Raw genomic sequence first — 21,991 nt, 5'->3', positions numbered from 1 at the left:
GCCTGCACACCTTTGAAGTCAAGCTGCTCGGTAAAACTAGAAAATCCCAACGCCCCTTGCGGGGAGTTGGGATTTCTTAGCGCTCTATTTACTTGAACGGGAAGCCGAGCTCGCGCAGGAGCTTGCGGCCCTCGTCGTCGTTAGTAGCGGTGGTAACGACGGTGATGTCCATACCACGAGGGCGGTCGATCTTGTCGATGTCAATCTCGTAGAACATGGACTGCTCGGACAGGCCGAAGGTGTAGTTGCCGTGGCCGTCGAACTGCTGATCAGACAGACCGCGGAAGTCACGAATACGTGGCAGCGCGATGGTCAGCAGGCGGTCCAGGAACTCCCACATGCGGTCGCCGCGCAGGGTAACGCGTGCACCGATGGGCATGCCCTCGCGGAGCTTGAAGTTCGCGATGGACTTCTTAGCGCGACGCAGCTGCGGCTTCTGACCGGTAATAGCGGTCAGGTCCTCGAGTGCGCCGTTGATGACCTTGGAGTCACGTGCGGCTTCGCCAACACCCATGTTGACAACAACCTTGGTGACGCCAGGGATCTGCATGACGTTGTCGTAGTTGAACTCGTCATTCAGGGTCTTGCGGATTTCCTCGCGGTAGCGAGTCTTCAGACGCGGGGTGTAGTTCTCGCTCATTTTTAGATGTCCTTCCCGTTGCTACGCGCGATACGGACCTTCTTGCCGTTCTCGTCGAAACGGTAGCCCACGCGGGTCGGGTTGCCTTCGGAGTCAACGATCGCAACGTTAGACACGTGGATCGGAGCTTCCTGGGTAACGATTCCGCCGGACTCGGCGCCACGCTCGGCAGCAGAGTTTGCGACGTGCTTCTTGATGCGGTTAACGCCCTCTACGAGGACCTTTTCACGCTTTGGGTATGCCTCGATGACCTTGCCCTTCGCGCCCTTATCTGGGCCCGAAATGACGATCACCATATCTCCCTTATGGATCTTCATAAGACTAGATCACCTCCGGTGCGAGAGAAACGATCTTCATGAAACGCTTGTCACGAAGTTCGCGAGCAACCGGTCCGAAGATACGGGTACCACGAGGCTCGCTATCGCCCTTGAGAACAACTGCAGCGTTCTCGTCAAAGCGAATGTAGGAGCCGTCTGGACGACGGGTTTCCTTCTTCGCACGGACGATAACTGCCTTTACAATGTCGCCTTCCTTGACGTTGCCACCTGGGACAGCGTCCTTGACAGTCGCGACGATGACGTCGCCGATGCCAGCGGAGCGTCGGACAGAGCCGCCGAGAACGCGGATGCACAGCAGTTCACGTGCACCAGAGTTGTCGGCGACGCGCAGACGCGATTCTTGCTGAATCACTATGGGTCTCCTGACCTGGATTGATGTGCGGTAAGATTTCCGTCCTTGCCGCACGCGGTCTACAAACTTGCGATGCTCAAGCTTTTACAACGGACTGTGCCGAAGGGTCTCGGACCGGCGGTTCGGAAACGCACCGCTACGGGCCGACCAGCTTTTGCAACCTACACATTCAACCACACGCGCGCACCATTACCAAAACACTGTCTTTTGCTTGCCGACACCCCCTCTAACGCCTAAATATTCCCTGCATTACCCCCGGATACCCCCATAAAGCCTTGTTTCGAATAGGTCAATTCTCCTCGCCCGTCGTATTTAATCGCTCTATCTGGGACTTTAGTTCGCACGTTCAAGCCTTGCGGTGCAAATATCCAGGCACGCATGTTCTAAATTTTCACAACTCTCACACATGCAACACATGAAAAGTCCAGTTAATTTAAGTTTTTGGGGTGACAATTGGGAACGGTGTGACTATTGTGGTTTGCGTCAAGAAAGACATCTGCTTTTTGGCGCGTACCTATATTTCCCGAAGGAGAAACACATGAAGCGTTTGCCACAGACCCTGACCGCTGCTGTTCTGACCGGCGCGCTCGCCTTTGGCGGCGCAGCTGTTGCTCAGGCTCAGATGCCACTACCAGCTTCCATCGAAACCGATGGCATTACCTACGACAAGCAGCCCGACGGCAGCTACGCACCACGCGACCGCTTTGAGAACCCAGCCGGCGAGGACACCGCGCCTACCCTCACTGAAGATCAGGCTCGCGCTATCTGGGAGCGTCAGCAGTCCGAGGATAGTGAAGACACTGATTCTGAGACCCCTGGAACCGAGACCGATACTGAAGGCGCAGCCGACGCCGAGGGTACTGACTCCGAGGGCACTGACTCCGAGGGCTCCGAAGAAGAGGGCATCCCTGCCCCAGCCACCAAGAAGGACGCAGAGGGCAACGAGTGGTACCAGAGCCTGAAGGATCCGGCTATCTACGTTAACGACCCAGCTCTGGTAAACGAAGAGATCACCGACGAGATGCGTGACGCTTACGCAAAGGCGTTCCCGTCTGAGGATCCGAAGCCAGGCTTCGACAAGAAGAAGCTGGCTTGGTTGGCACTGCCAGCTGCATTGATCATCGGTGGCATCACCTGGTACCTGTCCCAGGATGGCAAGACCTACGTCAAGGACGAAGCACGCAAGAATCAGCAGCCGACCGCTGAGGAGAAGGCTGCTTCCGAGCAGATGCTGAACGCTAACAAGGACGAAGTTATCGCCCAGGGCGGTCAGCTCGCTGAGGGCGACAATGCTCAGGCTGACGCCCCTTCCGCTCCATCTGCCCCAGCTGCTGGCGAGTCCGCAGACTCCGCACGTGGTATGTCCGCTGAGACGGGCTCCAACTCCGTTGCGCAGGCTCTGGCTGCACTGGCTGTAGCTGCGATGGTTGCTGCTGGCGCATTCGCCGCACGCCGCAAGTTCTTCGCTTAAGCAAGAGCCTTCCTACCAATTAGGAAACTGAATTGAGACTGGCTGTGCCGGTCGGACTTTGGTCCGGCCGGCACAGCTTTTTGTATGCCTGACTAAAACTGCGGTCACGCAGAGTCAAGGGCCCATCCGAGTTAAGGCCGATCTGATCAGGCTTAATTGAGGTAGAAAAGGCCGATCTGAGGAGTAGTTTTCCTCAGATCGGCCTGATCACTATGGACCTAATGTGATGGACCCGAATGCCCACCGTTGGCTTTTAAAGGATGCGGCGCATTAAGACGCGGAGTCGGAAGCCGGCGAGGCTGTCTGTACCGGTACTACGGCGGGCTTGGGGTCCACGGTGAAGATATCGGTGCCGGAGCCAATGAGCTCGCCGGGGCGGAAGGCCTCGGTAGGAATAACGGGGCCGGTCTTCTTGGAGTTGGAGACCACCACCGGGGTGGTTACCGGAAGGCCGGCGGCCTTGATGGCGTCGATATCGAATTCGGCAAGAACATCGCCCCGCTTGACCTCATCGCCCTTGTTTACGTGGGAGGTGAAGTGCTCGCCTTTGAGGTTTACCGTATCGAAACCGATATGCATGAGGATATCGATATTGCCCACTGCCGGGTCCTTGGTGCGGATGGCGTAGGCGTGGTGGGAGGGGAAGGTGACGGTGACTTTGCCGTCGGCAGGCGCAACCAGTTTCCCCACGGTGGGCTCAATCGCCACGCCTTGGCCCAACTTGCCACCGGCAAACATGGGGTCACTGACCTGAGAAAGAGGAACGGCGGTGCCCTCCAGTGGGGAGAAGATGGTGAAGGCATCGTCGGCAGCTACCGCAGCGGGGGTGGCAGCGGCGGCTTGGGCTTCGGCTGCCGGAGGGTTGACCTCATCCGGGTCGATGGAGCCATTCTTGCGGATGAGCACGCGGCCGTAGAGGTACGCGCTCACAAAGGCGACCACGAAGGAAATAACGCCGCACAACAGGAAGGTAGGGACAAAGCGGGGGACAGAGACGAAGCCGATGAAGCCGGCGGCACCGAGAGCATCGGCAAGCACGCCAAAGATGGCGATGAAGGCAGAAGAAACGGCGGAAGCGGCCATGCCGATATAGAACGGCCAGCGCAGGCGTAGGTTAACGCCGAAGATTGCGGGCTCAGTAATACCAAAGAGTGCGGAGACACCCGAAGCGCCGGCCAAACCCTTGAGCTTTTCGGAGCGAGCCAGGAAGTACACGGCGAGTGCGACGCCGCCTTGGGCAATATTGGCCATAGAGGCAATCGGGAAGATAAAGGAGCCACCCTCGTTCCACAGCATCGTCTCAATCGGCGGGAAGGATTGGTGCAGGCCGGTAATCACGATCGGCGAGTAAACGAGGCCGAAGAGGAAGCCGGCGACTGGACCGGCAAAGTCATAGAGGTTGGCCAAGCCCATGCCGAGCCATTCACCGGCCGTGCGCAGGATGGGGCCTAGGCCCATAAAGGTAAGGAAGCCGGTAATGAGCAGCGTGAGCAGCGGGGTGAGCATGAAATCAACCGTGCCCTTTAGGTGCTTGTGCAGGAATTTCTCCAGGGTGGCGAGGATCCACGAAATCACCAAAATGGGCAGGATGGAGCCCTGGTAGCCAGCCTGCGCGACGTCGAATCCGAAGATATTCCAGTAGGACATTTCGCCGTTGTCGATGGCCTCGGCAACGTTGTAGCCGCTGACCAAATCGGGCATGACCATCGCCATGGCCATGCCGGCGCCGAGGAATTCATTGCCGCCAAAGCGCTTCGTCGCGGTAAAGCCGACGAGGATGGGCAGGAAGGCAAAGGGCGCAGAAGCAAGCAGATTAACCAGACCGGCGAAGCCTTCCCAGACGGGGAACATCTCGATGACGGATTGGTCGCCGAATAGCCCTTCGGCCGTCAAGACGTTGTTGAGTGCCATGAGCAGACCGCCACCAAGCAAGATGGGGATGAGCGGCACGAAGATATCCGCCAGCACCTTGACCGCACGGCTAAACCAATTGCCGGATTCGGCAGCGATGTCTTTCAGACGGTCAGTGGATACGGCCACGTCCTTGGAAATGAGGCTGGTCATTTCCCGGAAGACGATATTGACGTCGCCGGGGCCGACGATGACCTGGAACATGCCGCCGGCCTCAAAGGTGCCCTTGAGGTCGGGGTCATTATCCAGCGCGGCGGTATCCACCTTGTCCGAGTCTTGCAGCACCATGCGCAGGCGCGTAGCGCAGTGCGCGAGTGCGATGATGTTGTCTTCGCCGCCCAGTGCCTTTAGCGTGCGGGCGGCTACTTCCTTGTGGTCCATAGAAGAGCCCTTCAGTGTAACGGATCACATCCGGGTACCGGACGTGACTGCTTATTTCCATTACAGCTGGGATTCAGGCCTAAGTCCACACATTCGGGCGGAGTGTTGGCAACTTCACCGGTTCCGGGTACACCTACCCGCGCGGCTCCCACCCCTGCCAGGGGGACTCGCCAAACACGGCGAAGGACGCGGCGATGCGACCGCCACCGGCATAGACCTCAACGGCGCAGCCATCAGCGATTAAGCGCATCTCGCCATCCGGGCAGTCGATGGGATCGCCGCCGTTAAAGGCGATGGTGCCGTCCTGTTGGGTGACGCGGAAGGCTTCGTCCCCGGCGGCGTCGATAAGAGCAAAGGAGCCTTCGCCCTTGATATCGATGGTGGAGCCAAAGCCTTCGCGCCCGTGGGTCTCCGGCAAGGCGGACCACAGCGGCTCCTGGTGCAAGTAGTTATCCTCCAGCCAGATGCGGCGCGGCAATGTCAAGGTATGGACCCAGCCTTCCGATGGGGTGTCATCCTGGGCGGGCATGCCCATCCACCCCAGGAGGATGCCGTCCTCGGTGGCCTGGGGTGCATAGAACTGGGTGCCATGATCCAGGAGGGTAAAACCGCGCTCGATATGGAAATCCAGGCCATCGAGCGTGCCCACGATATAGCCGCAGCGGTCAGTTTCTGCCTGGGGGCAGAAGATGAGGACCTGCTTATCGCCCAAGGTGAGGAGGTTGGGGCACTCCCACATGTAGCCCCCAGGCAGTTGCGAAGGATCGTCGAAGGAAATCTCGCCCTGGAATTCCCATTGGGCCAGGTCCTGCGATCGGTACAGGACAATGGTGCCGCGCTCGTCTTCGGTCTGGGCACCGATGACCATCCGCCAGCCATCGCCATCGCGGGTGATCTGTGGATCCCGGAAGTGCCCGGTATAGCCCTCCGGGGAGTCCGGAATCAGGGGATTATTCTCGTCGCGAAGGTAGATGCCGCCCTCCGGGCCCGAAGGGTCTATGGCACGCACGCGGTTCTGGGACGGAATGCGACGGCCATCATCTTTCAAATTGCCCGTATAAAACAGCCAGACGTCGGTGCCATCAACCACCGCCCCACCCGAGTAGCAGCCATCCTTGTCATAGGGCAGGTCCGGGTACAAGGCATCGGGGTGGTGCTGCCACGGCGTAGGCGCCGATACGCTCACCGTCGCATGCCCCCAGCCCGTACGCTTGGGCTTGCGGGGAAACGCCGGGTCGTGCTGGTAGAACACGTGCAGGGTATCGCCATCCACAAAGACGCCATTGGGATCATTGAGGCGGCCTTGCGGCGGGGCGAGGTGAAAATTGGGACGGTAGTTCATATCCCCGATACTATGGAAACATGACTATTCATGTGTGCGGTGAAGGCCTCGTGGACCTCGTTCCAGTGGCCCCTGGCAGCTTGAACGACCACACGCCGGCGCTGGGCGGCGGGCCATTTAACGTGGCCATCGCGGCGGCGCGACTGGGCGCCGCTGTGGAATTCCAGTCCCGCATCTCCACCGATGGTTTTGGACAAGAACTTGTCGGCCGCCTTGAGGCCGAGGGCGTGACCACCACGCACCTACAGCGCGGCTATGAGCCCACCACACTTGCCGTGACGACCATCCACGAGGATGGCTCGGCCTCCTATAACTTCTATATCGAAGGCACGGCCGACCGCCTGGTCGAGCCACAGCTGGTCCCGGCCGATATCGCGTGCTTCGGCACGGTCTCCCTCGCCCTTGAACCTGGTGCCTCCCGCTATGCGCAACTGCTAAAGGATTTTGCCGCCCAAGGCACGTTGGTCGCCCTGGATCCGAATATCCGGCCGTTCTACGCCACCCCAGAGCACCGCGCGTTCCTGGCGAACCTACTCCCCCACGTCACCTTGCTTAAACTTTCTGACGAAGAGGTGGATTTCCTCGGCCCCGATCTCATCTCCCAGGTTCCCGTCGTAATTGTCACCCGCGGCGGGGAGGGTCTTAGCGTGCAGGCCGGTGAGACCAAGCTAAACGTGCCGGCCGCACAGGTTCCTGTGACCGATACCATCGGCGCCGGCGATACCATCATGGCCGCATTGCTGACCCAAATTGACGAGCGGGGGTTCGACTCCTCCGCGCTCGCCCAACTAGGCGCTGCAGAGTGGAAGGAACTGCTTTCCTTCGCCGCAGCCGCTGCAGGAATCACCGTCTCCCGGAAGGGCGCCAACCCACCGCGGCGCGAGGAAGTAGAGTCTTCGCTATGACCTATACCAACCGAACCCTGTGGCTGCACGCCGCGCTCTTTCTCCTCGCGTTTCTCGCCTTCATCCTGCCCGTAGTCTTTGGTACCGCCGCCCTACTCCCCGTCTGGTTGACCGGCGGGCTGAGTCTGGGGCTTGCAGCTTGCGCGCTTGTCGACGCCGCCTATAAATTCTTCGCGCCTACCTCCCCTCGTAGCCTCCGCCTGCTCTCTGGTCTTGCCGGCCTCGTTCTGCTCATCGGCTGGGGCATCTGGGTCTATATCTACGGCAATATGGCCGCCGTAGGCACAGGCTCCTATCGAATCGGCACCTTTTTGCTCGGCGCGGGAAGCGTGCTCAATCTTTTTGTAGTGGCAATTTCCTTTCTAGATGTACAACGAAAGGTCAAGTAAAGCATCTGGCACACAGCCACTATTGGCAGGTCTCCACTAATGCGCCGCTACGACGCGGCGGGGAACGATGATGGGGGCATCGCCAAGCGGATCCTCCCAGGCCTCAGCCTCGATGCCGTAGGCCTGCGCCAATACCTTCGGCAACAGCGCTTGTTTCGGCGCCCCGCGAGCGATGATATCGCCGGCTTTCATCACCACCATGGAATCAGAATAGTGGCCCGCCAGCATGAGATCGTGTAGGACTACAACCACTGTCTTTCCCGCCTGCGCCTGTGCGCGGGCCAACTCCAGCATGCGCATGGCATGAGCAGGGTCGAGAAAGGTCGTGGGTTCATCGAGAAGCAACACGGGCGTATCTTGTGCCAGTGCCAACGCCAGCCAGACGCGCTGGCGCTGCCCGCCCGATAGCGAAGCGATATCACGATCGAGGAAGTCTACAATTTCGGTAGCCTCGCAGGCCTGCGCAATGATCTCCCGGTCCGTAGCGGAAAGGCCGCGCATCCTCCCCTGATAGGGATGACGCCCGCGCGCGACCAACTCACCCACCCGCAGCCCATCAGGGGCCACGGGGTGCTGTGGCAGCAGCGCCACCTGCTGCGCGGCATCCTTCGCGGACATCGCGTGTAAGTCAACTTCCCCGACCATGACGCTGCCCTGCCGCGGGGCCAGGATTTTCGAGAGGGTTTTCAGCAGCGTGGACTTGCCGCAGCCATTGGGCCCAATGAGCGTGGTGACTTCGCCGGCGCGGGCGTGCAGATCAACGCCGGCAAGGATATCCCCGCCATCCTTATATCCCGCATGAATGCCGGTGGCGTGGAGGCTGCACCGAGGCTTCGGGGTCGTGGTCTGTTTAGGCTGATCAGGCCGATTATCCTTCATTTCTTTTCCTTCATCCACGTCTGACTGTCTAGCGCCATCTGGCACCGTGCTTATCCGTTCCCCTGCTGTGCCGCGGCACAACGTTTAGCTGCGCCCGGCCGCATTCCACACCAATATCACCAAGGCGCAGCCGCCGATGACCGAGGAAACCGCACCCACCGGTGCATTTACCGGGATAGCACCGGCGATCACAGCACACACGGTCAGCAATGCGGAACCCGCGGCTGCCGATGCCAGCGGCGATGGCGTGGGGGTGCGCGCCACCATCCGCGCCAGGTGCGGCGCTAGCAGCGCGATAAACCCAATGGGCCCCACCACCGAGACCACCACGGCGCTGATACCGGTTGCCGCAATAAGCAGGAGGGCGCGCTGGCGGGAGATATTCACGCCCAGGGTGGTTGCGGAGGAATCATCATGGGCAAGCAGCGGCAACTCCCTCGAGCACCAGATTCCTATGGCGAGAAACGGTGCTAATGCCACCAGGAGGGGGAGAATGACCTCCATGCGCACGAATCCAGTCGATCCTGCGAGCCAAGTTTGCGCCTCCGCAGCGCGCAGGATCTGGGCGCTGCGCATCAAATACGCGACGATGGCTTGAAACATCAGCGATAAGGCAATACCGACGATGACGATGCGGTTGCTCGTACCGATGCCACCCAGAACGGCGAGCAGGATGACAACGAGGAGAGCGCCGATCATCGCCAAGCATGCCCGCCACCAAAACTCCGGGATACCCTCGGCGAAACTGGGGCGCGAATGCACGGTGCCCAAGACCACCAGCACCGACGCCCCGCCGGTAACGCCTAAAATATCCGGGGAGGCCAGCGGGTTACGAGCCATGGTTTGCGTCCAAGAACCGGCCAGGCCGAGGGCGGCGCCCACGATGACGGTGGCGATGGCAACCGGCAGGCGCAAGTCCCACACCACCCTGATGTGGTTCTTGCTGCCGCCTCCGGTGAGGACGTCGATGACCTGCCGCGGACTCAATGCCATGGGACCTTGCCCCAGTAACACTAGGTACGCGCTAAGGGCGATGAGGATGAATGCCAGCGTGGAAGCGAGCACGCGCATGTGCCGGCGGCGTTGCTGCGCTTGTAAAATAGTGCTGATTGCGTTCATGCGTTATTGCCCCCATGCTCTGCCTACGCCGCGGTGAGCACCCCAAATGAGGAAAGGTGCGCCCACTATCGCGAGGACGATCGACATCTCCAGCTCCGAGTTACCCGCAATGAGGCGGCCGGTGATATCAGCGGCAAGCACGGCACAACCGCCCAAGAGCGCGGAGGGCAAAAGCAAGGTGGCAACGCTAGGGCCCACCACCCTCCGCACGATGTGGGGAATGGCAAAACCGACGAAGGCAATGGGACCCGTTGCTGCCGTTGCGCTGCCAGCCAACACCACGACGCTGAGCGCCGCGCCTACCCGCGCGGTAGTGGGGGACCCACCTAAGGCGAGGGAGGACTCCTCCCCCATGGCCAAAAGGTCGAGGGGTCTAGCCACCATCGCCGCACACGCTACGCCAATAACTAGCCCTATGCCCGCGATCGCGACATCTTCTGGGCCGCGGCCAAAGGTCGAGCCGATAGTCCACCGCCGCATGCTATCGAGGACGTCCGTGGAATATAGACCGATGATCGTCGCGCCCGATCCCAAGGCTGCGGAGACGCCGGCACCCACCAGAATGAGCGTCAGGGGATCCTCAAACCGCCGCGATACGGCTAAGACCAGCAGCGTAGTAATACCCGCGCCAACGAGCGCGAGGGCGGTCCGCATACTGATGGAGGTAGCAATGCCAATGGCCGTGCCTAAGGCAACGAAGAAGGACGCGCCCGCGGTAACACCAATAAATCCTGGATCCGCTAGCGGGTTTCTGGTCCACGATTGTGCCAGCACACCGGCCACAGCAAGAGCCGCGCCGGCGAAATAAGCCAAGAAGGTGCGCGGCAGGCGCAGGTTCCACACGATATCGCGGATATCCTGCTCCCCTGCCCCGTGCAAGGCAGCAATAACCTCCCCGGGCGGAATCGAGCGGGATCCCACCGCCAAAGACGCCACCGCCAACACCAGGCTGGCGAGGATGAAGACGACAAGGAGCATCTTATGACTCTGTGCCCGCGCCACTACCGGTGCGTGGGTGCCGGTGGTCGTAGGACTATCTGCTGCGGAATCCGACTGGATTTGTTGGCCGTCCATCGTGGTTGTTGACAATTACAGCTTCTCTTCAAATTTATCTACTGCCCAGGGGATGGTCACCGGGTTCGGCATACTCATGGCATTGCCGGTATCCGTATCCAAGTAGCGAACGCGATCATCCTTGACAATGTCGAGGCCTTGGAAGGTCTTATCCTTCTTCAAGGCATCGGAGGAGCCGTTGTAGTCCAGGACAAAGAGGTAATCAACCTGGTTAAGCTTCGCGTAGTTTTCTGGGGCAATGTCGACGAAGAAGCTGCCTCCATCGCCCTGCAATGCATCGGGGATCTCCATGCCAAGGTCCTCGATAAATTGTCCACGCCCATCCTCCTCGGTGTATAGACCAATTTTGCCGTCATAAGGCATGACGATGGCCGCAGACTTATCCTGCAATTCCGCGTGCTCGTGGCGGAATTCCTCGAAGGCCTTTTCGGTGTCATCGATAAGCTTATCGCCTTCGTCTTCCTTACCCACCGCGTCTGCGATGGTTTCTACCTGCTTTTCCCAGGGCACCTGCCAGTCTTCATAGCCATCTGGCTTGATGGTGGTAGGCGCGATGTCTTCCAGGGATTCCTTCGTATGCGCATCCACGGCCTGGTTCACCGCAATGATCTGGGTGGGGTCTGCCGCAGTGATCTGCTCAAAGGTATCCGCGGTGAATCCGGTTGCGGTGTTATAAATCACCTCAGGCTTTGCATCGCCCAAAAGATTCTCTGCCCAGGGGCCGACGCCGGAGGGGTCGCCATCGCCCTCAGCACCCCACGGTGCCACCGTCACAGGAGTAATCCCCAGGGCAAGCAGCGTGTCGGCGTCACCCAGGCCCAGGCTAGCCACGCGCTGCTCGCTGGAAGCGTCAGTAGCCTTAGCCGCTTCATCGCCTTCACCGCGGGAGCAGCCTCCTAAGGCTACGGCTCCGGCAGAAAGCACTGCTACTGCACCCAAACTACGACGGCCGAAAATCTTCACCAGGCTAACCCTTTCAAGAAGGAGGAAAATAACTTTGCTTAGCCTATACCGCAAAACGTTATTTAGGCAAGGCTTAACTTACTTTGGGTATGTTAGACGTATGAACTCTTCCCCACAATCGGCCCCGATGCGGGAACACGAACTCATCCCCGTTACTTTGACCGCCAATAAACGGATCCGTCCGCGCTTGCACCGGCTCACGTTCTACGCCGAGGCTTTCCGGACATACACCCTCTCCGGTCCCGATGAATTCTTCGGACTCGTCATGCCCCGAGCTAAACAAGAATTTACCCCCTTCCCCGTCGACGGCATAAACCTCCGCTCGGCTGTGAGCGCGATCGACGAGGAGAGGCGGCCGGACCTGCGCTGGTACACCATCCACGCGCTCCACTCGCAGGAGGCCACAGTCGATGTCGACGTGGTGACACACGGTGATTCAGGACCTGGCTCGCGGTGGATTCGCCGCGCACAAGCCGGGGATACAGCGGGATTCTTCACCTGCAACGACCTGTGGCGGCCAACCGAGAAGCCGCAACTTCTAGTCGCCGACGCATCCGCCCTGCCCGCGCTGCGGCACATTTTGGCCTACCAAGAAAACCATAACCCGCAAATGCTTCGGGCCACCGACGTTATGGCCGTGGTTACCAGCAACGACGAGGTAGAACCAGGCCTCGCAGCTAGATGGGAGGCGAGCGTACGCAGCCTGCGGATTATTCATACCCAACCGCACGGGGAGGCGGAGGCTGTCGTTGCCGCCCTGAGAACGGACTATGCCGGTGCACCGGGGCCAGGGTACGTATGGGCTTCTGGCGAGGGGAGGCTAGCAAAAAGCGTGCGAGGCCTCGCGGTGAATGAATGGGGCCTAGATACCGCCGACATCACGTGGGTACCCTACTGGTTTTATGGCAGGGCCCGGCCGTAAAGAAGTCCTAAAACGGCGAAGGCCCCACCCCGAACCCTAAGGTTCGGAGCAGGGGCTGCGCTGGCTAGTTTTTACTTAGCCTTCTCGATGATCTCAACGAGACGGAAGTGCTTGTCCTTGGACAGCGGGCGGGTCTCAGCGATGCGTACGAGATCGCCGATGCCTGCGGTTTCTTCCTCATCATGCACCTTGACCTTCTTGTTAGAGCGCATGATCTTGCCGTACAGGGCGTGCTGCTTGCGGTCTTCCAGCTCGACAACGATGGTCTTGGTCATCTTGTCAGATACTACATAGCCGGTGCGAACCTTAGGAGCGCCCTTGACCTTCTCCTTCTTCGGAGTAGGTGCCTTCTTGGAATCAGTCACGTTAGCCTCACTCATGATTAAGCCTCAGCTCCCGGAGCAACGGACAGGCCCAGCTCGCGCTCGCGCAGAACGGTGTAGATGCGGGCAATGTCGCGCTTAACCGTGCCGATGCGGCGGTTGTTGGTCAGCTGGCCGGTGGCCTTCTGGAAACGAAGGTTGAACAGTTCTTCCTTCGCATCCTTCAGACGGGACTGCAGCTCAGCGTTGTCGAGCTCACGGAACTCGTGGGCGGGGGTACCGGTTGCCATTAGAACTGGTCCTCCTTCTTGATGATACGGACCTTGCAAGGAAGCTTCTGGCCAGCGCGGCGCAGAGCCTCAATTGCAACGGCATCGTTCGGATAGCTCATCTCGAAAAGTACGCGGCCCGGCTTAACGTTAGCCACCCACTTCTCAACCGGGCCCTTACCGGAACCCATACGAACGCCGAGCGGCTTCTGGGTCAACGGACGGTCCGGGAAGATGTTGATCCACACCTTGCCACCACGCTTGACATGGCGGTTGATGGCAATACGTGCGGCCTCAATCTGACGGTTGGTGATGTACGCCGGCTCGAGAGCCTGGATTGCGTAATCGCCGAAGTTGATGCGGTTACCGCCCTTGGACACGCCGCGACGGTTCGGGCGGTGCTGACGGCGGTACTTAACACGCTTAGGAATCAGCATGGATTAGCCCTCCTGCTTCTGCTGTGCACGCTGGCGGCGCTGGCCACCGCGGCGGGAGCGACCATTGCGGTCACGGCCACGGCCCTGTGCCGGAGCGTTCAGTTCGGACTCGCGTACGCCACCGACGACGTCACCCTTGTAGATCCACACCTTGATGCCGATGCGGCCGAAGGTGGTGTGGGCCTCTGCGGTGCCGTAGTCGATTTCGGCGCGAAGAGTGTGCAGCGGAACGCGACCCTCGTGGTAGCGCTCAACGCGGGACATTTCTGCACCGCCCAGGCGGCCGGACAGCAGGATCTTGATGCCCTTAACCTGTGGCTGGCGCATAGCGGACTGGATAGCCTTGCGCATTGCACGACGGAATGCGACACGGTTAACCAACTGCTCCGCGATGGAGTGAGCAACCAGGGTTGCGTTTGCGTCTACCTGCTTGACCTCGAGGATGTTGAGGGCAACCATCTTGCCGGTGAGCTTTTCCAGCTCGCGGCGGATGCGGTCAGCCTCAGCACCGCGGCGGCCAATCACGATGCCCGGGCGGGCGGTGTGAATGTCGACGCGGACGCGGTCGCGGGTGCGCTCGATAACGACGTCGGCAATGCCGGCGCGCTCAAGGCCCTTGTTGAGGTAGTTACGAATCTTGATGTCTTCGGCTACGTAGTTCGCGTAGTCCTTATCGGCGAACCAGTGGGTCTTCCAGTCGGAAGTGATGCCCAAACGTAGGCCGTGAGGATGGATCTTCTGGCCCATTACTTGGCCCCTTCCTGCTGGCTTTCGACCACCACGGTGATGTGGCTGGTGCGCTTACGAATCATGAATGCACGACCCTGTGCACGCGGCTGGAAACGACGCATGGTCGGACCCTCGTTGGCATAAGCCTCGGAGATGACCAGGGTGCGTGGGTCGAGGCCGAAGTTGTTCTCAGCGTTAGCGGCTGCAGAAGCAACGACCTTAGCAACTGGCTTGGAGGCACCCTGCGGTGCGTACTTCAGGATAGCCAGGGCTTCGCTTACGGACTTGCCGCGGACCAGATCGAGCACGCGACGTGCCTTCATCGGGGTGACGCGGACGTAGCGGGCCGTGGCGGATGCGGAGGTGATGGTCTCACTCATCGCTTATCGACGTCCCTTCTTGTCATCCTTGACGTGACCCTTAAAGGTCTTGGTTGGTGCAAACTCGCCGAGCTTGTGGCCGACCATGGAGTCCTCGATGAAGACCGGCACATGCTTGCGGCCGTCATGGACGGCGAAGGTGTGACCGATGAAATCGGGGAGAATGGTCGAGCGGCGAGACCAGGTCTTGATGACCTGCTTGGTGCCTGCATCGTTCTGAGCATCCACCTTGTTGAGGAGGTGCTCATCGACGAACGGGCCCTTCTTAAGGCTGCGTGGCATTGTTTACCTCCTCTTAGCGCTTCTTGTTCGGGCGACGACGGCGCACGATCATGTTGTTGGAGTAACGGTTCGGGTTGCGGGTGCGACCCTCCTTGTGGCCCCATGGGGACACAGGGTGGCGACCACCCGAGGTCTTACCCTCACCACCACCGTGTGGGTGGTCAACCGGGTTCATAACGACACCGCGGACGGTCGGGCGTACGCCCTTCCAGCGCATGCGGCCGGCCTTGCCCCAGCGGATGTTCATCTGCTCAGCGTTGCCGACCTCACCAACAGTGGCGCGGCAGCGGATGTCCACACGGCGGATTTCAGAAGACGGCATACGCAGAACTGCGTACTTGCCTTCCTTACCCAGCAGCTGAATGGAAGCACCAGCGGAGCGAGCCAGCTTAGCGCCAGCGCCCGGCTTGAGCTCAACAGCGTGGATGGTGGAACCGGTCGGGATGTTACGCAGCGGCAGGTTGTTGCCAACCTTGATATCTGCGTTCGGGCCGGACTCTACGATGGTGCCCTGCTTCAGGCCCTTAGGGGCGATGATGTAGCGCTTCTCGCCATCAACGTAGTGAAGCAGTGCGATGTTTGCGGTGCGGTTCGGGTCGTACTCGATGTGAGCGACCTTTGCCGGAATGCCGTCCTTGTCGTTACGACGGAAGTCGATCAGACGGTAACGGCGCTTGTGGCCACCGCCGATGTGGCGGGTGGTGATGCGGCCGTAGTTGTTACGGCCACCAGTCTTGCTTAGCGGGCGCAGCAGGGACTTCTCCGGAGTAGAACGAGTGATCTCGTCAAACTCAGAAACGGAGGATGCGCGGCGACCCGGAGTTGTCGGCTTGTACTTACGAATAGCCATAATTCTTCCTTACTTCGTCTCCGTCTTAGGCCTGTGCGCCAAAGACGTCGATGGAGTCGCTGCCTTCACGGAGCGTCACGTATGCACGCTTGGTGGACTTACGCTGGCCGTAACCGGTGCGGGTGCGCTTACGCTTACCTGCACGGTTCACGGTGTTCACGGAGTCGACCTTTACGTCAAAGATCTGCTCTACGGCATCTTTAATCTGGGACTTGTTGGAGTCCGTGGAGACGTAGAACGTGTATACGTTCTGCTCCATCAGACCGTAGGACTTCTCGGATACAACCGGGGCGATGATGATATCGCGTGGGTTAGAAATCTTAGCCATTAGTTCTCCTCCTTATCCGCGCCGGTTGCGCGGTTGATGAAGGTGTGTAGCGCCTCAACGGAGAACACAACGTCATCGGAGTAGAGAACGTCGTAGGTGTTGAGCTGGCCAGCGTCCAGGATCTGAACGTTAGGCAGGTTATTAGCGCTACGACGAGCGTTGATGTCCTCGCGGCCGATGACCAGGAGCACGTTCTTGCGCTCGGTCAGGGACTCGAGGAAGGCCTTGGCCGACTTGGTGGACGGCTTCTGGCCCGGTACGAGCTCTTCGATGACGTGGATGCGCTCGTTGCGAGCACGGTCGGACAGTGCACCGAAGAGAGCAGCCTTGATCATCTTCTTAGGGGTGCGCTGTGCGTAGTCGCGCGGCTGTGGGCCATGGACGGTGCCGCCACCGGTGTAGTGCGGTGCGCGGATGGAGCCCTGGCGTGCACGGCCGGTGCCCTTCTGACGGAAAGGCTTGCGACCACCACCGCGGACGTCGCCGCGGGTCTTGGTTGCGTGGGTGCCCTGGCGTGCAGCAGCAAGCTGAGCGTTAACAACCTGGTGCATCAAAGCAATGGATGCCTCGGTGTCAAAGATTTCAGCTGGCAGGTCTACAGAGCCGTTGGTCTTACCCTCGGAAGTGTGGACGTCTAGCTTGAGGTTGCTCATGCGTGTGCACCGCCCTTCACTGCGGTCTTAACGGTGACGAGGCCGCCGCGCGCACCGGGGATAGCACCCTTGATGAGCAGCAGGTTGGACTCGGCATCGATTTTCTGAATCTTCAGGTTTTGGGTGGTCACGCGGTCCTGGCCCATACGGCCAGCCATACGCTTGCCCTTGAAGACGCGGCCCGGGGTAGCGGCGCCGCCGATACCGCCAACGCGGCGATGAGCGGCCTGGTTACCGTGAGCTGCGCCTTGGCCTGCAAAGCCGTGGCGCTTCATGCCACCAGCGTAACCGTGGCCCTTGGTCTTGCCAGTGACGTCAACGAAGGAGATGCCCTCGAAGATGTCAACCTTGACCTCTTGGCCAACCTCGTAGGCAGAGGTGTCGTCCATGCGGATTTCCGCAACGTGACGGCGCGGGGTTACGCCAGCCTTCTTGAAGTGTCCACCAACCGGCTTATTTGCCTTGCGTGGGTCGATTTCGCCAAAGGCGATCTGGATGGCGCTGTAGCCATCGGTTTCGGGGGTGCGAATCTGGGTGACAACGCATGGCCCTGCCTCGACGACGGTAACCGGCACAACGCGGTTGTCCTCGTCGAAGACCTGGGTCATGCCGAGCTTCTTGCCCAGAATGCCCTTGATCTCGTTTTCACTCATTATTTGTTCTCCACCAAAGTCGCTTACTGGATGTTCACGTCGACGCTTGCCGGAAGATCGATGCGCATAAGAGCATCAACGGTCTTCGGGGTTGGGTCGAGAATGTCGATCAGGCGCTTGTGAGTGCGCATCTCGAAGTGCTCGCGAGAGTCCTTGTACTTGTGCGGAGAACGAATAACTGCGTATACGTTCTTCTCGGTTGGGAGCGGCACTGGGCCAACTACACGAGCACCGGTACGGGTAACGGTCTCGACAATCTTCTTTGCAGAAGCGTCGATAGCCTCGTGGTCATAGGCCTTCAGCCGAATGCGGATTTTTTGTCCCGCCACGCTTATCCTCTTCCTCGCTTCCCCACTTTCACATTCCCGGCGTTTCCGGGGCGTGAAGCGGTGGGAAATTGCTTCTCGATTTCTCTATAACGTTGTCCGGGCTTGGGGCCTGACACAACGCCAGTGGTCTGACTGTCATGACGACCAAGAGTTGCGGTACATGGCAAGTGCCAGAACGCAGTGCTCTCGACGGGGTACAAGACCCGTAGTCAAAGTATTGTGAAGAGGACGGTTTTCACGCATTACACGTGGTGAGTGTCCAATTCGTCTACTGCCGCTGTTTATTTGCCATGCCCCTTCTCCGGTCCATCTTCTCGGGGTGTCACTGCTCTAACGCGGACCTAGCCCGATTGGATGACCTTCCAGTCAATGCTTCAGGTTTTCCTGAAGCATGGCGACAACGAAGGTGTCATGTTCGCTTTACCAGCTCAGCGTCTCCCCGGGACTGATGCTTGGCGACGTCCGCCGCCATCACCGAACCTCGGTTCTCGCTGCCCTGTTAAAGCAACCTTTGTATTTAAGCATGTTGGGCTGCGGTTTTTCAAGCCGCGTAATAAACCGTGCCAAAAATCACGTTTTGGAAAATTTTGTCGCCTCGCACCCCACACTCAGCCGAGAAGCATCTAAGCTCGGAGGCAGTGGCTGTCGACTCCTTGTCCTGCCTAGATAGTTGAATATCGCGTTCATACATCACCCAATAGAGAAAGGTTCACTCGCCCATGTCTGAAAACAAGACCCCTGCACAAAACGCTGACAACCAGGTTCCTGCTTCCGAGGAGCGCGAGGTCAATAACAACCTGGAGACCCAGTACGGCACCACCACCATCGATGATGTCGTGGTGTCCAAGATTGCCGGCATCGCTGCCCGCGAGGTTTCCGGCGTGGATGCCCTGGGTGGCGGCGGAGCCCGCATGATCGGCAATATCCGCGAGTCCTTCGGTGGTTCTGAGGACGTCCGCCAGGGTGTGGACGTAGAGGTAGCGGACGGCACCGCTCGCATCGACATTGCCATCACCGCTGAGTACGGCGTGGCCATCCATGAGCTCGCCGAGGCCATCCGCCGCAACATCATGAATGCCGTTGAGCGCATGACCGGCCTGAGCGTCGAGCGCGTCAACGTTGTTGTTCACGACGTTAAGCTGCCGAAGGAAGAGTCCGAGACCGAAGACCAGGCTGCTCTGAACCAGGGTCAGGCTTAAGCCCAATGCCTGAGCCCCGAGCACGTTTCGAGCTCGAGGTAAGCCACGCCCGCGCTATTGCAGAGGCAGTCCAGAAGGTACGCGGCGTCGCCGCGCTCGACGGCGGTTCGTTCGGTTCGGTGAGTTTGTACCTACCGGGCGAACGCATCGTCGGCATGCGGCGGCCCGACCCGCGCGATGATCGCCACCTGCAGATCAACATTCGCGTTGATATCAGCGCCGCGCCGGACCTGTATGCCTTGGCAGAAGATATTCGGTCCGCCGCCCGTGGGGCTTGTCCCGAACTGCAGCGCATTGACGTTGAGTTTTCTGACGCCGTGGATGGCTTATCCGCTGCTCCATCGAAGGAATAGATATGAAGAATTACACCACTTTGGGCATCATTTCCGGCCTTATTCTTGCCTTCTTTTTGTACCTAGGCTGGGGTCCTACATTGCTCGCCGTACTCCTTGCCGCAATCGGCGGCATTGTGGGAGCACACTTTGATGGCCGTATCGATCTCACTTCTGTGTGGAATGGCCTCATTGGTAAGGAGAAAGGCCAAGGTTAATGACAGATAGTTCCACTCAGGGCCACACGCGTATCTCGCTGCGGACCATGGAACGCATCGTTACCGCCGCGATTGCTAGCGTGCCCGGCACCAAGGCTATAGAGGCCAAGCTAGCGGGCATCGGCGGCCGCGGTTTTCCACGGGTCTCGGTCCAAATGGACTCGGAGCGCGAGGTAGCGGCCGTCAACGCCACCATTGGCGTGGTGTGGCCTTCGCCGGTCACCACGGTGGCGGAACATACTCGTGCTGCTATCTCGGAGGCCATCGCGGCACACACCGGTTATTCCACAACGCGCGTCAATGTCACCGTCGGCGGTTCCGTTCCGGGCAATCGAGTGACTACCGCAGAGGTGGAGCAGCGCCAGGTTGCTGCTGCCGTCGCGCCACGCATCACGCCCTCCCCGGTATGGCAGCCGGTCACTGCAGAGTCGGTGAATGTACGCAGCATTGCCACACCGCAGGAGACACCGGTGCGCACCATCGCTGCGCCGGCCGCCGGCGTCGCAGTGGAGTCCGTGGACACCCCGCGCGAGACTGAGGTACGCAACATTTCCAGTGACCTCCCAGACCACCAGCTGCGTGAGATTTCGTCCCCAAGCGACCACACGGTGCGGCCGATTAGGGAACCCAAGCCGGTTCGCGTGCACAGCGTGGCTGCACCTCGCCCAGCCAGGTTGATCCCTAGTGGGCAGGTTCGTCCGCTGGCACGAAAGGTTCAGGTAGCAACTCCTCGGCCGCAGCCGCTGCGCGAGATTGAAATTCGCCACGAGTGGACTCCGCGCCGCGTCGAGGTCCCCAAGTCTGCCTCTGCGCGCACGGTAAAGGCCCCGCGGCCACAACCGCTCAAGCGCATTGAGGTCACGCCGGCAAATCCTCGGCCGTTCCACGTCGATGCGCCACGACCCGAGCCCTTGCGCGCCATTTCCATTAACCCGTATCGCCCACAAGGAGGCAATAATGGCTGATCAGCACATGCCTGAACACTTTGGGCAGCAGCCGAAGGCATCTCCGGCGGCGCGTACTTGGGCCGTGATCCTTGGGCTCCTACTGCTCGCCGCGGGCGTCGTCGGCGTGCGCGAGACGTGGCTGGTGGGCTCCGGCTCCGATGCCCAGTCCTGGGTACAGCCGGTACTTAATCTCATTGCCACCGAAGAGCTGCAGACCTGGATGATCTGGGCCGGCGTTGCCTCCATTGTCGTAGGTCTGATTTTCCTCTTCGCGGCAGTGAAGACGCGCCGCACCACGCACATGCAGCTTGCCTCCGATACCGCGTCCATGTGGATGCGGCCGGTGGATATCGCCCGCCTCTCTTCGGCCACTGCCCGCCGTGTTCCGGGCGTGGCCTCCGCGCAAACCTCCGCGGATAGCAAGACTGCCAAAGTCACCGTCAATGGCGATACGGACGATGCGGAGCTGCAGGGCCGGGTAGAGACCGCGGTAACGCGCTGCCTGGCTCACCTCAAGAACCCGCCGCAGGTCACCGTAGCTGTAGAGAAGATCCCGGAGTTGGATAACAATGTCTAGAAAACTTGCTACCTTTGACCGCATCCTGCTGGGCCTGCTGGGAATAGTCCTCATCGCTTTGGGCGTGTGGCCTATCTTGATCCACTTCAACGTGGATTTTGCCAAGTACTTAGCCCTGTGGGTGGATCACGATACGTGGAAGAGCTTGGCGGACAATGACTGGTGGGTGTGGGCGCTGGCCGGTGGCTCCGCACTGCTACTTATTTTGGGGCTGTGGATTATCGTGGCCAACCTGCGCCACCGCCGCTTCAATAACGTAGAGTCCGCTTCTTCCAATGACAAGGGCTCTATCACGACGTCGATGAACGCTATCGCCGGCGCCGTGGCCCAAGATTTGGATGGACTCAAGGGAGTAGACCACGTAGAGCGCCTTGTGGCCTATGACCGCGCGCGGCCCACGTTGCAGTACACGGTGACGGCAAATCCGGACACCCCGGTGGAGCGCCTTACTGGCGCCGTTGAAACCAATGAGCGCGATTTTCGGGCAGCGTTTCCCGACGCCGATTTGGACACCATTTACAAGCTGCAGTTCAGCAAGGTAGGTCCGATGAAGGACCTATCCGAATAACGGGTTAGGAGTCTCCGCCACCAAGATTTCCTGAACGGTCCCAAGGCGGGCCGACTCGCCGCCCCCGAGGATCATTTCCAGTTCCTCGCCGGGGCGGCATTTTTCTATGCGCTGCCAAGAGTAGTCCTGGCGAATGAACTGGCCCCCGAAAGTTGGACTGGTTTAATTCTAGGCGGTTAGGGCTTCAAGGGTCTGATTTCGATATTGCATCGGGGTTAGACCCTTGAGTCG

General features: G+C 59.8%; 31 protein-coding genes. 10 read left to right on the top strand and 21 right to left on the bottom strand.

The window, feature by feature from the left end; all coding sequences use genetic code 11:
- Window positions 1-88: 88 nt before the first annotated feature.
- Genes rplE through rplN form a run of 3 tightly spaced genes read right to left on the bottom strand, consistent with a single transcriptional unit; the run spans window position 89 to window position 1,330 of the window.
- Window positions 89-640 carry a 50S ribosomal protein L5 gene (gene rplE, locus BKN05_RS03665; protein WP_049358620.1) on the bottom strand — a complete coding sequence of 184 codons (552 nt, stop codon included), beginning with the start codon at window positions 638-640 and terminating at the stop codon, window positions 89-91.
- A 2-nt stretch (window positions 641-642) separates the two neighbouring features.
- Window positions 643-957 carry a 50S ribosomal protein L24 gene (rplX, locus tag BKN05_RS03660; protein WP_049378876.1) on the bottom strand — a complete coding sequence of 105 codons (315 nt, stop codon included), beginning with the start codon at window positions 955-957 and terminating at the stop codon, window positions 643-645.
- 4 nt (window positions 958-961) lie between these two features.
- Entirely contained in the window at window positions 962-1,330 is a 369-nt protein-coding gene (gene rplN, locus BKN05_RS03655) for a 50S ribosomal protein L14 (protein WP_049378875.1), read from the bottom strand.
- Window positions 1,331-1,868: 538 nt separating this feature from the next.
- Here rplN and BKN05_RS03650 point away from each other — a divergent pair.
- Complete coding sequence (locus tag BKN05_RS03650) at window positions 1,869-2,801, top strand: hypothetical protein (protein ID WP_198492513.1); 933 nt, start codon at window positions 1,869-1,871, stop codon at window positions 2,799-2,801.
- Between the two features lie 270 nt (window positions 2,802-3,071).
- Here BKN05_RS03650 and BKN05_RS03645 read toward each other — a convergent pair whose 3' ends face one another.
- Both BKN05_RS03645 and BKN05_RS03640 read right to left on the bottom strand, forming a co-directional pair.
- Entirely contained in the window at window positions 3,072-5,093 is a 2,022-nt protein-coding gene (locus BKN05_RS03645; protein ID WP_049383591.1) for a sucrose-specific PTS transporter subunit IIBC, read from the bottom strand.
- Window positions 5,094-5,226: 133 nt separating this feature from the next.
- Entirely contained in the window at window positions 5,227-6,435 is a 1,209-nt protein-coding gene (locus BKN05_RS03640; RefSeq protein WP_286687981.1) for a glycoside hydrolase family 32 protein, read from the bottom strand.
- A gap of 20 nt (window positions 6,436-6,455) precedes the next feature.
- Between BKN05_RS03640 and BKN05_RS03635 the strand changes: the two genes are divergently transcribed.
- Together BKN05_RS03635 and BKN05_RS03630 are read left to right on the top strand one after the other, a co-directional pair.
- Entirely contained in the window at window positions 6,456-7,340 is an 885-nt protein-coding gene (locus BKN05_RS03635; protein ID WP_286687980.1) for a carbohydrate kinase family protein, read from the top strand.
- Window positions 7,337-7,729, top strand: coding sequence for a multidrug transporter (locus BKN05_RS03630; RefSeq protein ID WP_286687979.1), 393 nt, complete (start codon window positions 7,337-7,339; stop codon window positions 7,727-7,729). The genes BKN05_RS03635 and BKN05_RS03630 overlap by 4 nt, the downstream gene beginning before the upstream one ends.
- Before the next feature lie 36 nt (window positions 7,730-7,765).
- Here the strand turns inward: BKN05_RS03630 and BKN05_RS03625 are convergent, their stop codons facing one another.
- The 4 genes from BKN05_RS03625 to BKN05_RS03610 form a co-directional block, all read right to left on the bottom strand.
- Entirely contained in the window at window positions 7,766-8,608 is an 843-nt protein-coding gene (locus tag BKN05_RS03625; protein ID WP_286688011.1) for an ABC transporter ATP-binding protein, read from the bottom strand.
- An 84-nt stretch (window positions 8,609-8,692) separates the two neighbouring features.
- Window positions 8,693-9,727, bottom strand: coding sequence for a FecCD family ABC transporter permease (locus BKN05_RS03620; RefSeq protein ID WP_286687978.1), 1,035 nt, complete (start codon window positions 9,725-9,727; stop codon window positions 8,693-8,695).
- A gap of 3 nt (window positions 9,728-9,730) precedes the next feature.
- Window positions 9,731-10,816: a FecCD family ABC transporter permease gene (locus tag BKN05_RS03615; protein ID WP_286687977.1), complete on the bottom strand. Its 1,086-nt coding sequence runs from the start codon at window positions 10,814-10,816 to the stop codon at window positions 9,731-9,733.
- Window positions 10,817-11,764 carry an ABC transporter substrate-binding protein gene (locus BKN05_RS03610; RefSeq protein WP_286687976.1) on the bottom strand — a complete coding sequence of 316 codons (948 nt, stop codon included), beginning with the start codon at window positions 11,762-11,764 and terminating at the stop codon, window positions 10,817-10,819.
- 127 nt (window positions 11,765-11,891) lie between these two features.
- Between BKN05_RS03610 and BKN05_RS03605 the strand changes: the two genes are divergently transcribed.
- A complete protein-coding gene (locus BKN05_RS03605; protein WP_049378866.1) occupies window positions 11,892-12,686 on the top strand; it encodes a siderophore-interacting protein in 795 nt (264 codons plus the stop codon).
- A gap of 71 nt (window positions 12,687-12,757) precedes the next feature.
- Here BKN05_RS03605 and rpsQ read toward each other — a convergent pair whose 3' ends face one another.
- Genes rpsQ through rpsJ form a run of 11 tightly spaced genes read right to left on the bottom strand, consistent with a single transcriptional unit; the run spans window position 12,758 to window position 17,919 of the window.
- A complete protein-coding gene (gene rpsQ, locus BKN05_RS03600; RefSeq protein ID WP_049378865.1) occupies window positions 12,758-13,066 on the bottom strand; it encodes a 30S ribosomal protein S17 in 309 nt (102 codons plus the stop codon).
- Between the two features lie 2 nt (window positions 13,067-13,068).
- On the bottom strand, window positions 13,069-13,299 hold the full coding sequence (rpmC, locus tag BKN05_RS03595; RefSeq protein WP_005322842.1) for a 50S ribosomal protein L29: 231 nt from the start codon (window positions 13,297-13,299) through the stop codon (window positions 13,069-13,071).
- Window positions 13,299-13,715, bottom strand: coding sequence for a 50S ribosomal protein L16 (rplP, locus tag BKN05_RS03590; protein WP_023020553.1), 417 nt, complete (start codon window positions 13,713-13,715; stop codon window positions 13,299-13,301). The genes rpmC and rplP overlap by 1 nt, the downstream gene beginning before the upstream one ends.
- 3 nt (window positions 13,716-13,718) lie before the next feature.
- A complete protein-coding gene (gene rpsC, locus BKN05_RS03585) occupies window positions 13,719-14,462 on the bottom strand; it encodes a 30S ribosomal protein S3 (protein ID WP_023027807.1) in 744 nt (247 codons plus the stop codon).
- Window positions 14,462-14,824, bottom strand: coding sequence for a 50S ribosomal protein L22 (gene rplV, locus BKN05_RS03580; RefSeq protein ID WP_005276938.1), 363 nt, complete (start codon window positions 14,822-14,824; stop codon window positions 14,462-14,464). The genes rpsC and rplV overlap by 1 nt, the downstream gene beginning before the upstream one ends.
- A 3-nt stretch (window positions 14,825-14,827) precedes the next feature.
- Window positions 14,828-15,106, bottom strand: a complete 279-nt coding sequence (gene rpsS / locus BKN05_RS03575) for a 30S ribosomal protein S19 (protein WP_005276936.1) — start codon at window positions 15,104-15,106, stop codon at window positions 14,828-14,830.
- Window positions 15,107-15,119: 13 nt separating this feature from the next.
- Window positions 15,120-15,956 (bottom strand): 50S ribosomal protein L2, encoded by an 837-nt coding sequence (gene rplB, locus BKN05_RS03570; RefSeq protein ID WP_023020551.1) that lies wholly within the window; start codon window positions 15,954-15,956, stop codon window positions 15,120-15,122.
- Between the two features lie 25 nt (window positions 15,957-15,981).
- Window positions 15,982-16,284: a 50S ribosomal protein L23 gene (rplW, locus tag BKN05_RS03565; protein WP_005322846.1), complete on the bottom strand. Its 303-nt coding sequence runs from the start codon at window positions 16,282-16,284 to the stop codon at window positions 15,982-15,984.
- A complete protein-coding gene (gene rplD, locus BKN05_RS03560) occupies window positions 16,284-16,937 on the bottom strand; it encodes a 50S ribosomal protein L4 (RefSeq protein WP_005322847.1) in 654 nt (217 codons plus the stop codon). The genes rplW and rplD overlap by 1 nt, the downstream gene beginning before the upstream one ends.
- Window positions 16,934-17,590 carry a 50S ribosomal protein L3 gene (gene rplC / locus BKN05_RS03555; protein ID WP_049378864.1) on the bottom strand — a complete coding sequence of 219 codons (657 nt, stop codon included), beginning with the start codon at window positions 17,588-17,590 and terminating at the stop codon, window positions 16,934-16,936. The genes rplD and rplC overlap by 4 nt, the downstream gene beginning before the upstream one ends.
- Window positions 17,591-17,613: 23 nt before the next feature.
- Entirely contained in the window at window positions 17,614-17,919 is a 306-nt protein-coding gene (gene rpsJ / locus BKN05_RS03550; protein WP_003848085.1) for a 30S ribosomal protein S10, read from the bottom strand.
- A 719-nt stretch (window positions 17,920-18,638) separates the two neighbouring features.
- Between rpsJ and BKN05_RS03545 the strand changes: the two genes are divergently transcribed.
- From BKN05_RS03545 to amaP, 6 genes are read left to right on the top strand one after another with little or no spacing between them, the layout of a single operon-like run.
- Entirely contained in the window at window positions 18,639-19,118 is a 480-nt protein-coding gene (locus tag BKN05_RS03545; RefSeq protein WP_049378863.1) for an Asp23/Gls24 family envelope stress response protein, read from the top strand.
- A 5-nt stretch (window positions 19,119-19,123) separates the two neighbouring features.
- On the top strand, window positions 19,124-19,471 hold the full coding sequence (locus BKN05_RS03540) for a hypothetical protein (protein WP_049378862.1): 348 nt from the start codon (window positions 19,124-19,126) through the stop codon (window positions 19,469-19,471).
- Window positions 19,472-19,473: 2 nt separating this feature from the next.
- Window positions 19,474-19,668 (top strand): hypothetical protein, encoded by a 195-nt coding sequence (locus BKN05_RS03535; protein WP_005322852.1) that lies wholly within the window; start codon window positions 19,474-19,476, stop codon window positions 19,666-19,668.
- Window positions 19,668-20,633 (top strand): Asp23/Gls24 family envelope stress response protein, encoded by a 966-nt coding sequence (locus tag BKN05_RS03530; RefSeq protein ID WP_049378861.1) that lies wholly within the window; start codon window positions 19,668-19,670, stop codon window positions 20,631-20,633. Before BKN05_RS03535 ends, BKN05_RS03530 begins: the two co-directional genes overlap by 1 nt.
- Window positions 20,626-21,192 carry a DUF6286 domain-containing protein gene (locus BKN05_RS03525; protein WP_005327992.1) on the top strand — a complete coding sequence of 189 codons (567 nt, stop codon included), beginning with the start codon at window positions 20,626-20,628 and terminating at the stop codon, window positions 21,190-21,192. The genes BKN05_RS03530 and BKN05_RS03525 overlap by 8 nt, the downstream gene beginning before the upstream one ends.
- Window positions 21,185-21,760 carry an alkaline shock response membrane anchor protein AmaP gene (gene amaP, locus BKN05_RS03520; protein ID WP_049378860.1) on the top strand — a complete coding sequence of 192 codons (576 nt, stop codon included), beginning with the start codon at window positions 21,185-21,187 and terminating at the stop codon, window positions 21,758-21,760. The genes BKN05_RS03525 and amaP overlap by 8 nt, the downstream gene beginning before the upstream one ends.
- A gap of 168 nt (window positions 21,761-21,928) precedes the next feature.
- Here the strand turns inward: amaP and BKN05_RS12620 are convergent.
- A partial coding sequence (locus tag BKN05_RS12620; protein ID WP_353734806.1) for an IS3 family transposase occupies window positions 21,929-21,991 on the bottom strand: 63 nt, incomplete at its 5' end.

Source organism: Corynebacterium sp. S5S1 (assembly GCF_001913985.1).
GTDB lineage: Bacteria > Actinomycetota > Actinomycetes > Mycobacteriales > Mycobacteriaceae > Corynebacterium > Corynebacterium marquesiae.
The sequence above is the reverse complement of the archived record's forward strand: the minus strand, read 5'-3'. Positions and strand labels throughout refer to the sequence as shown.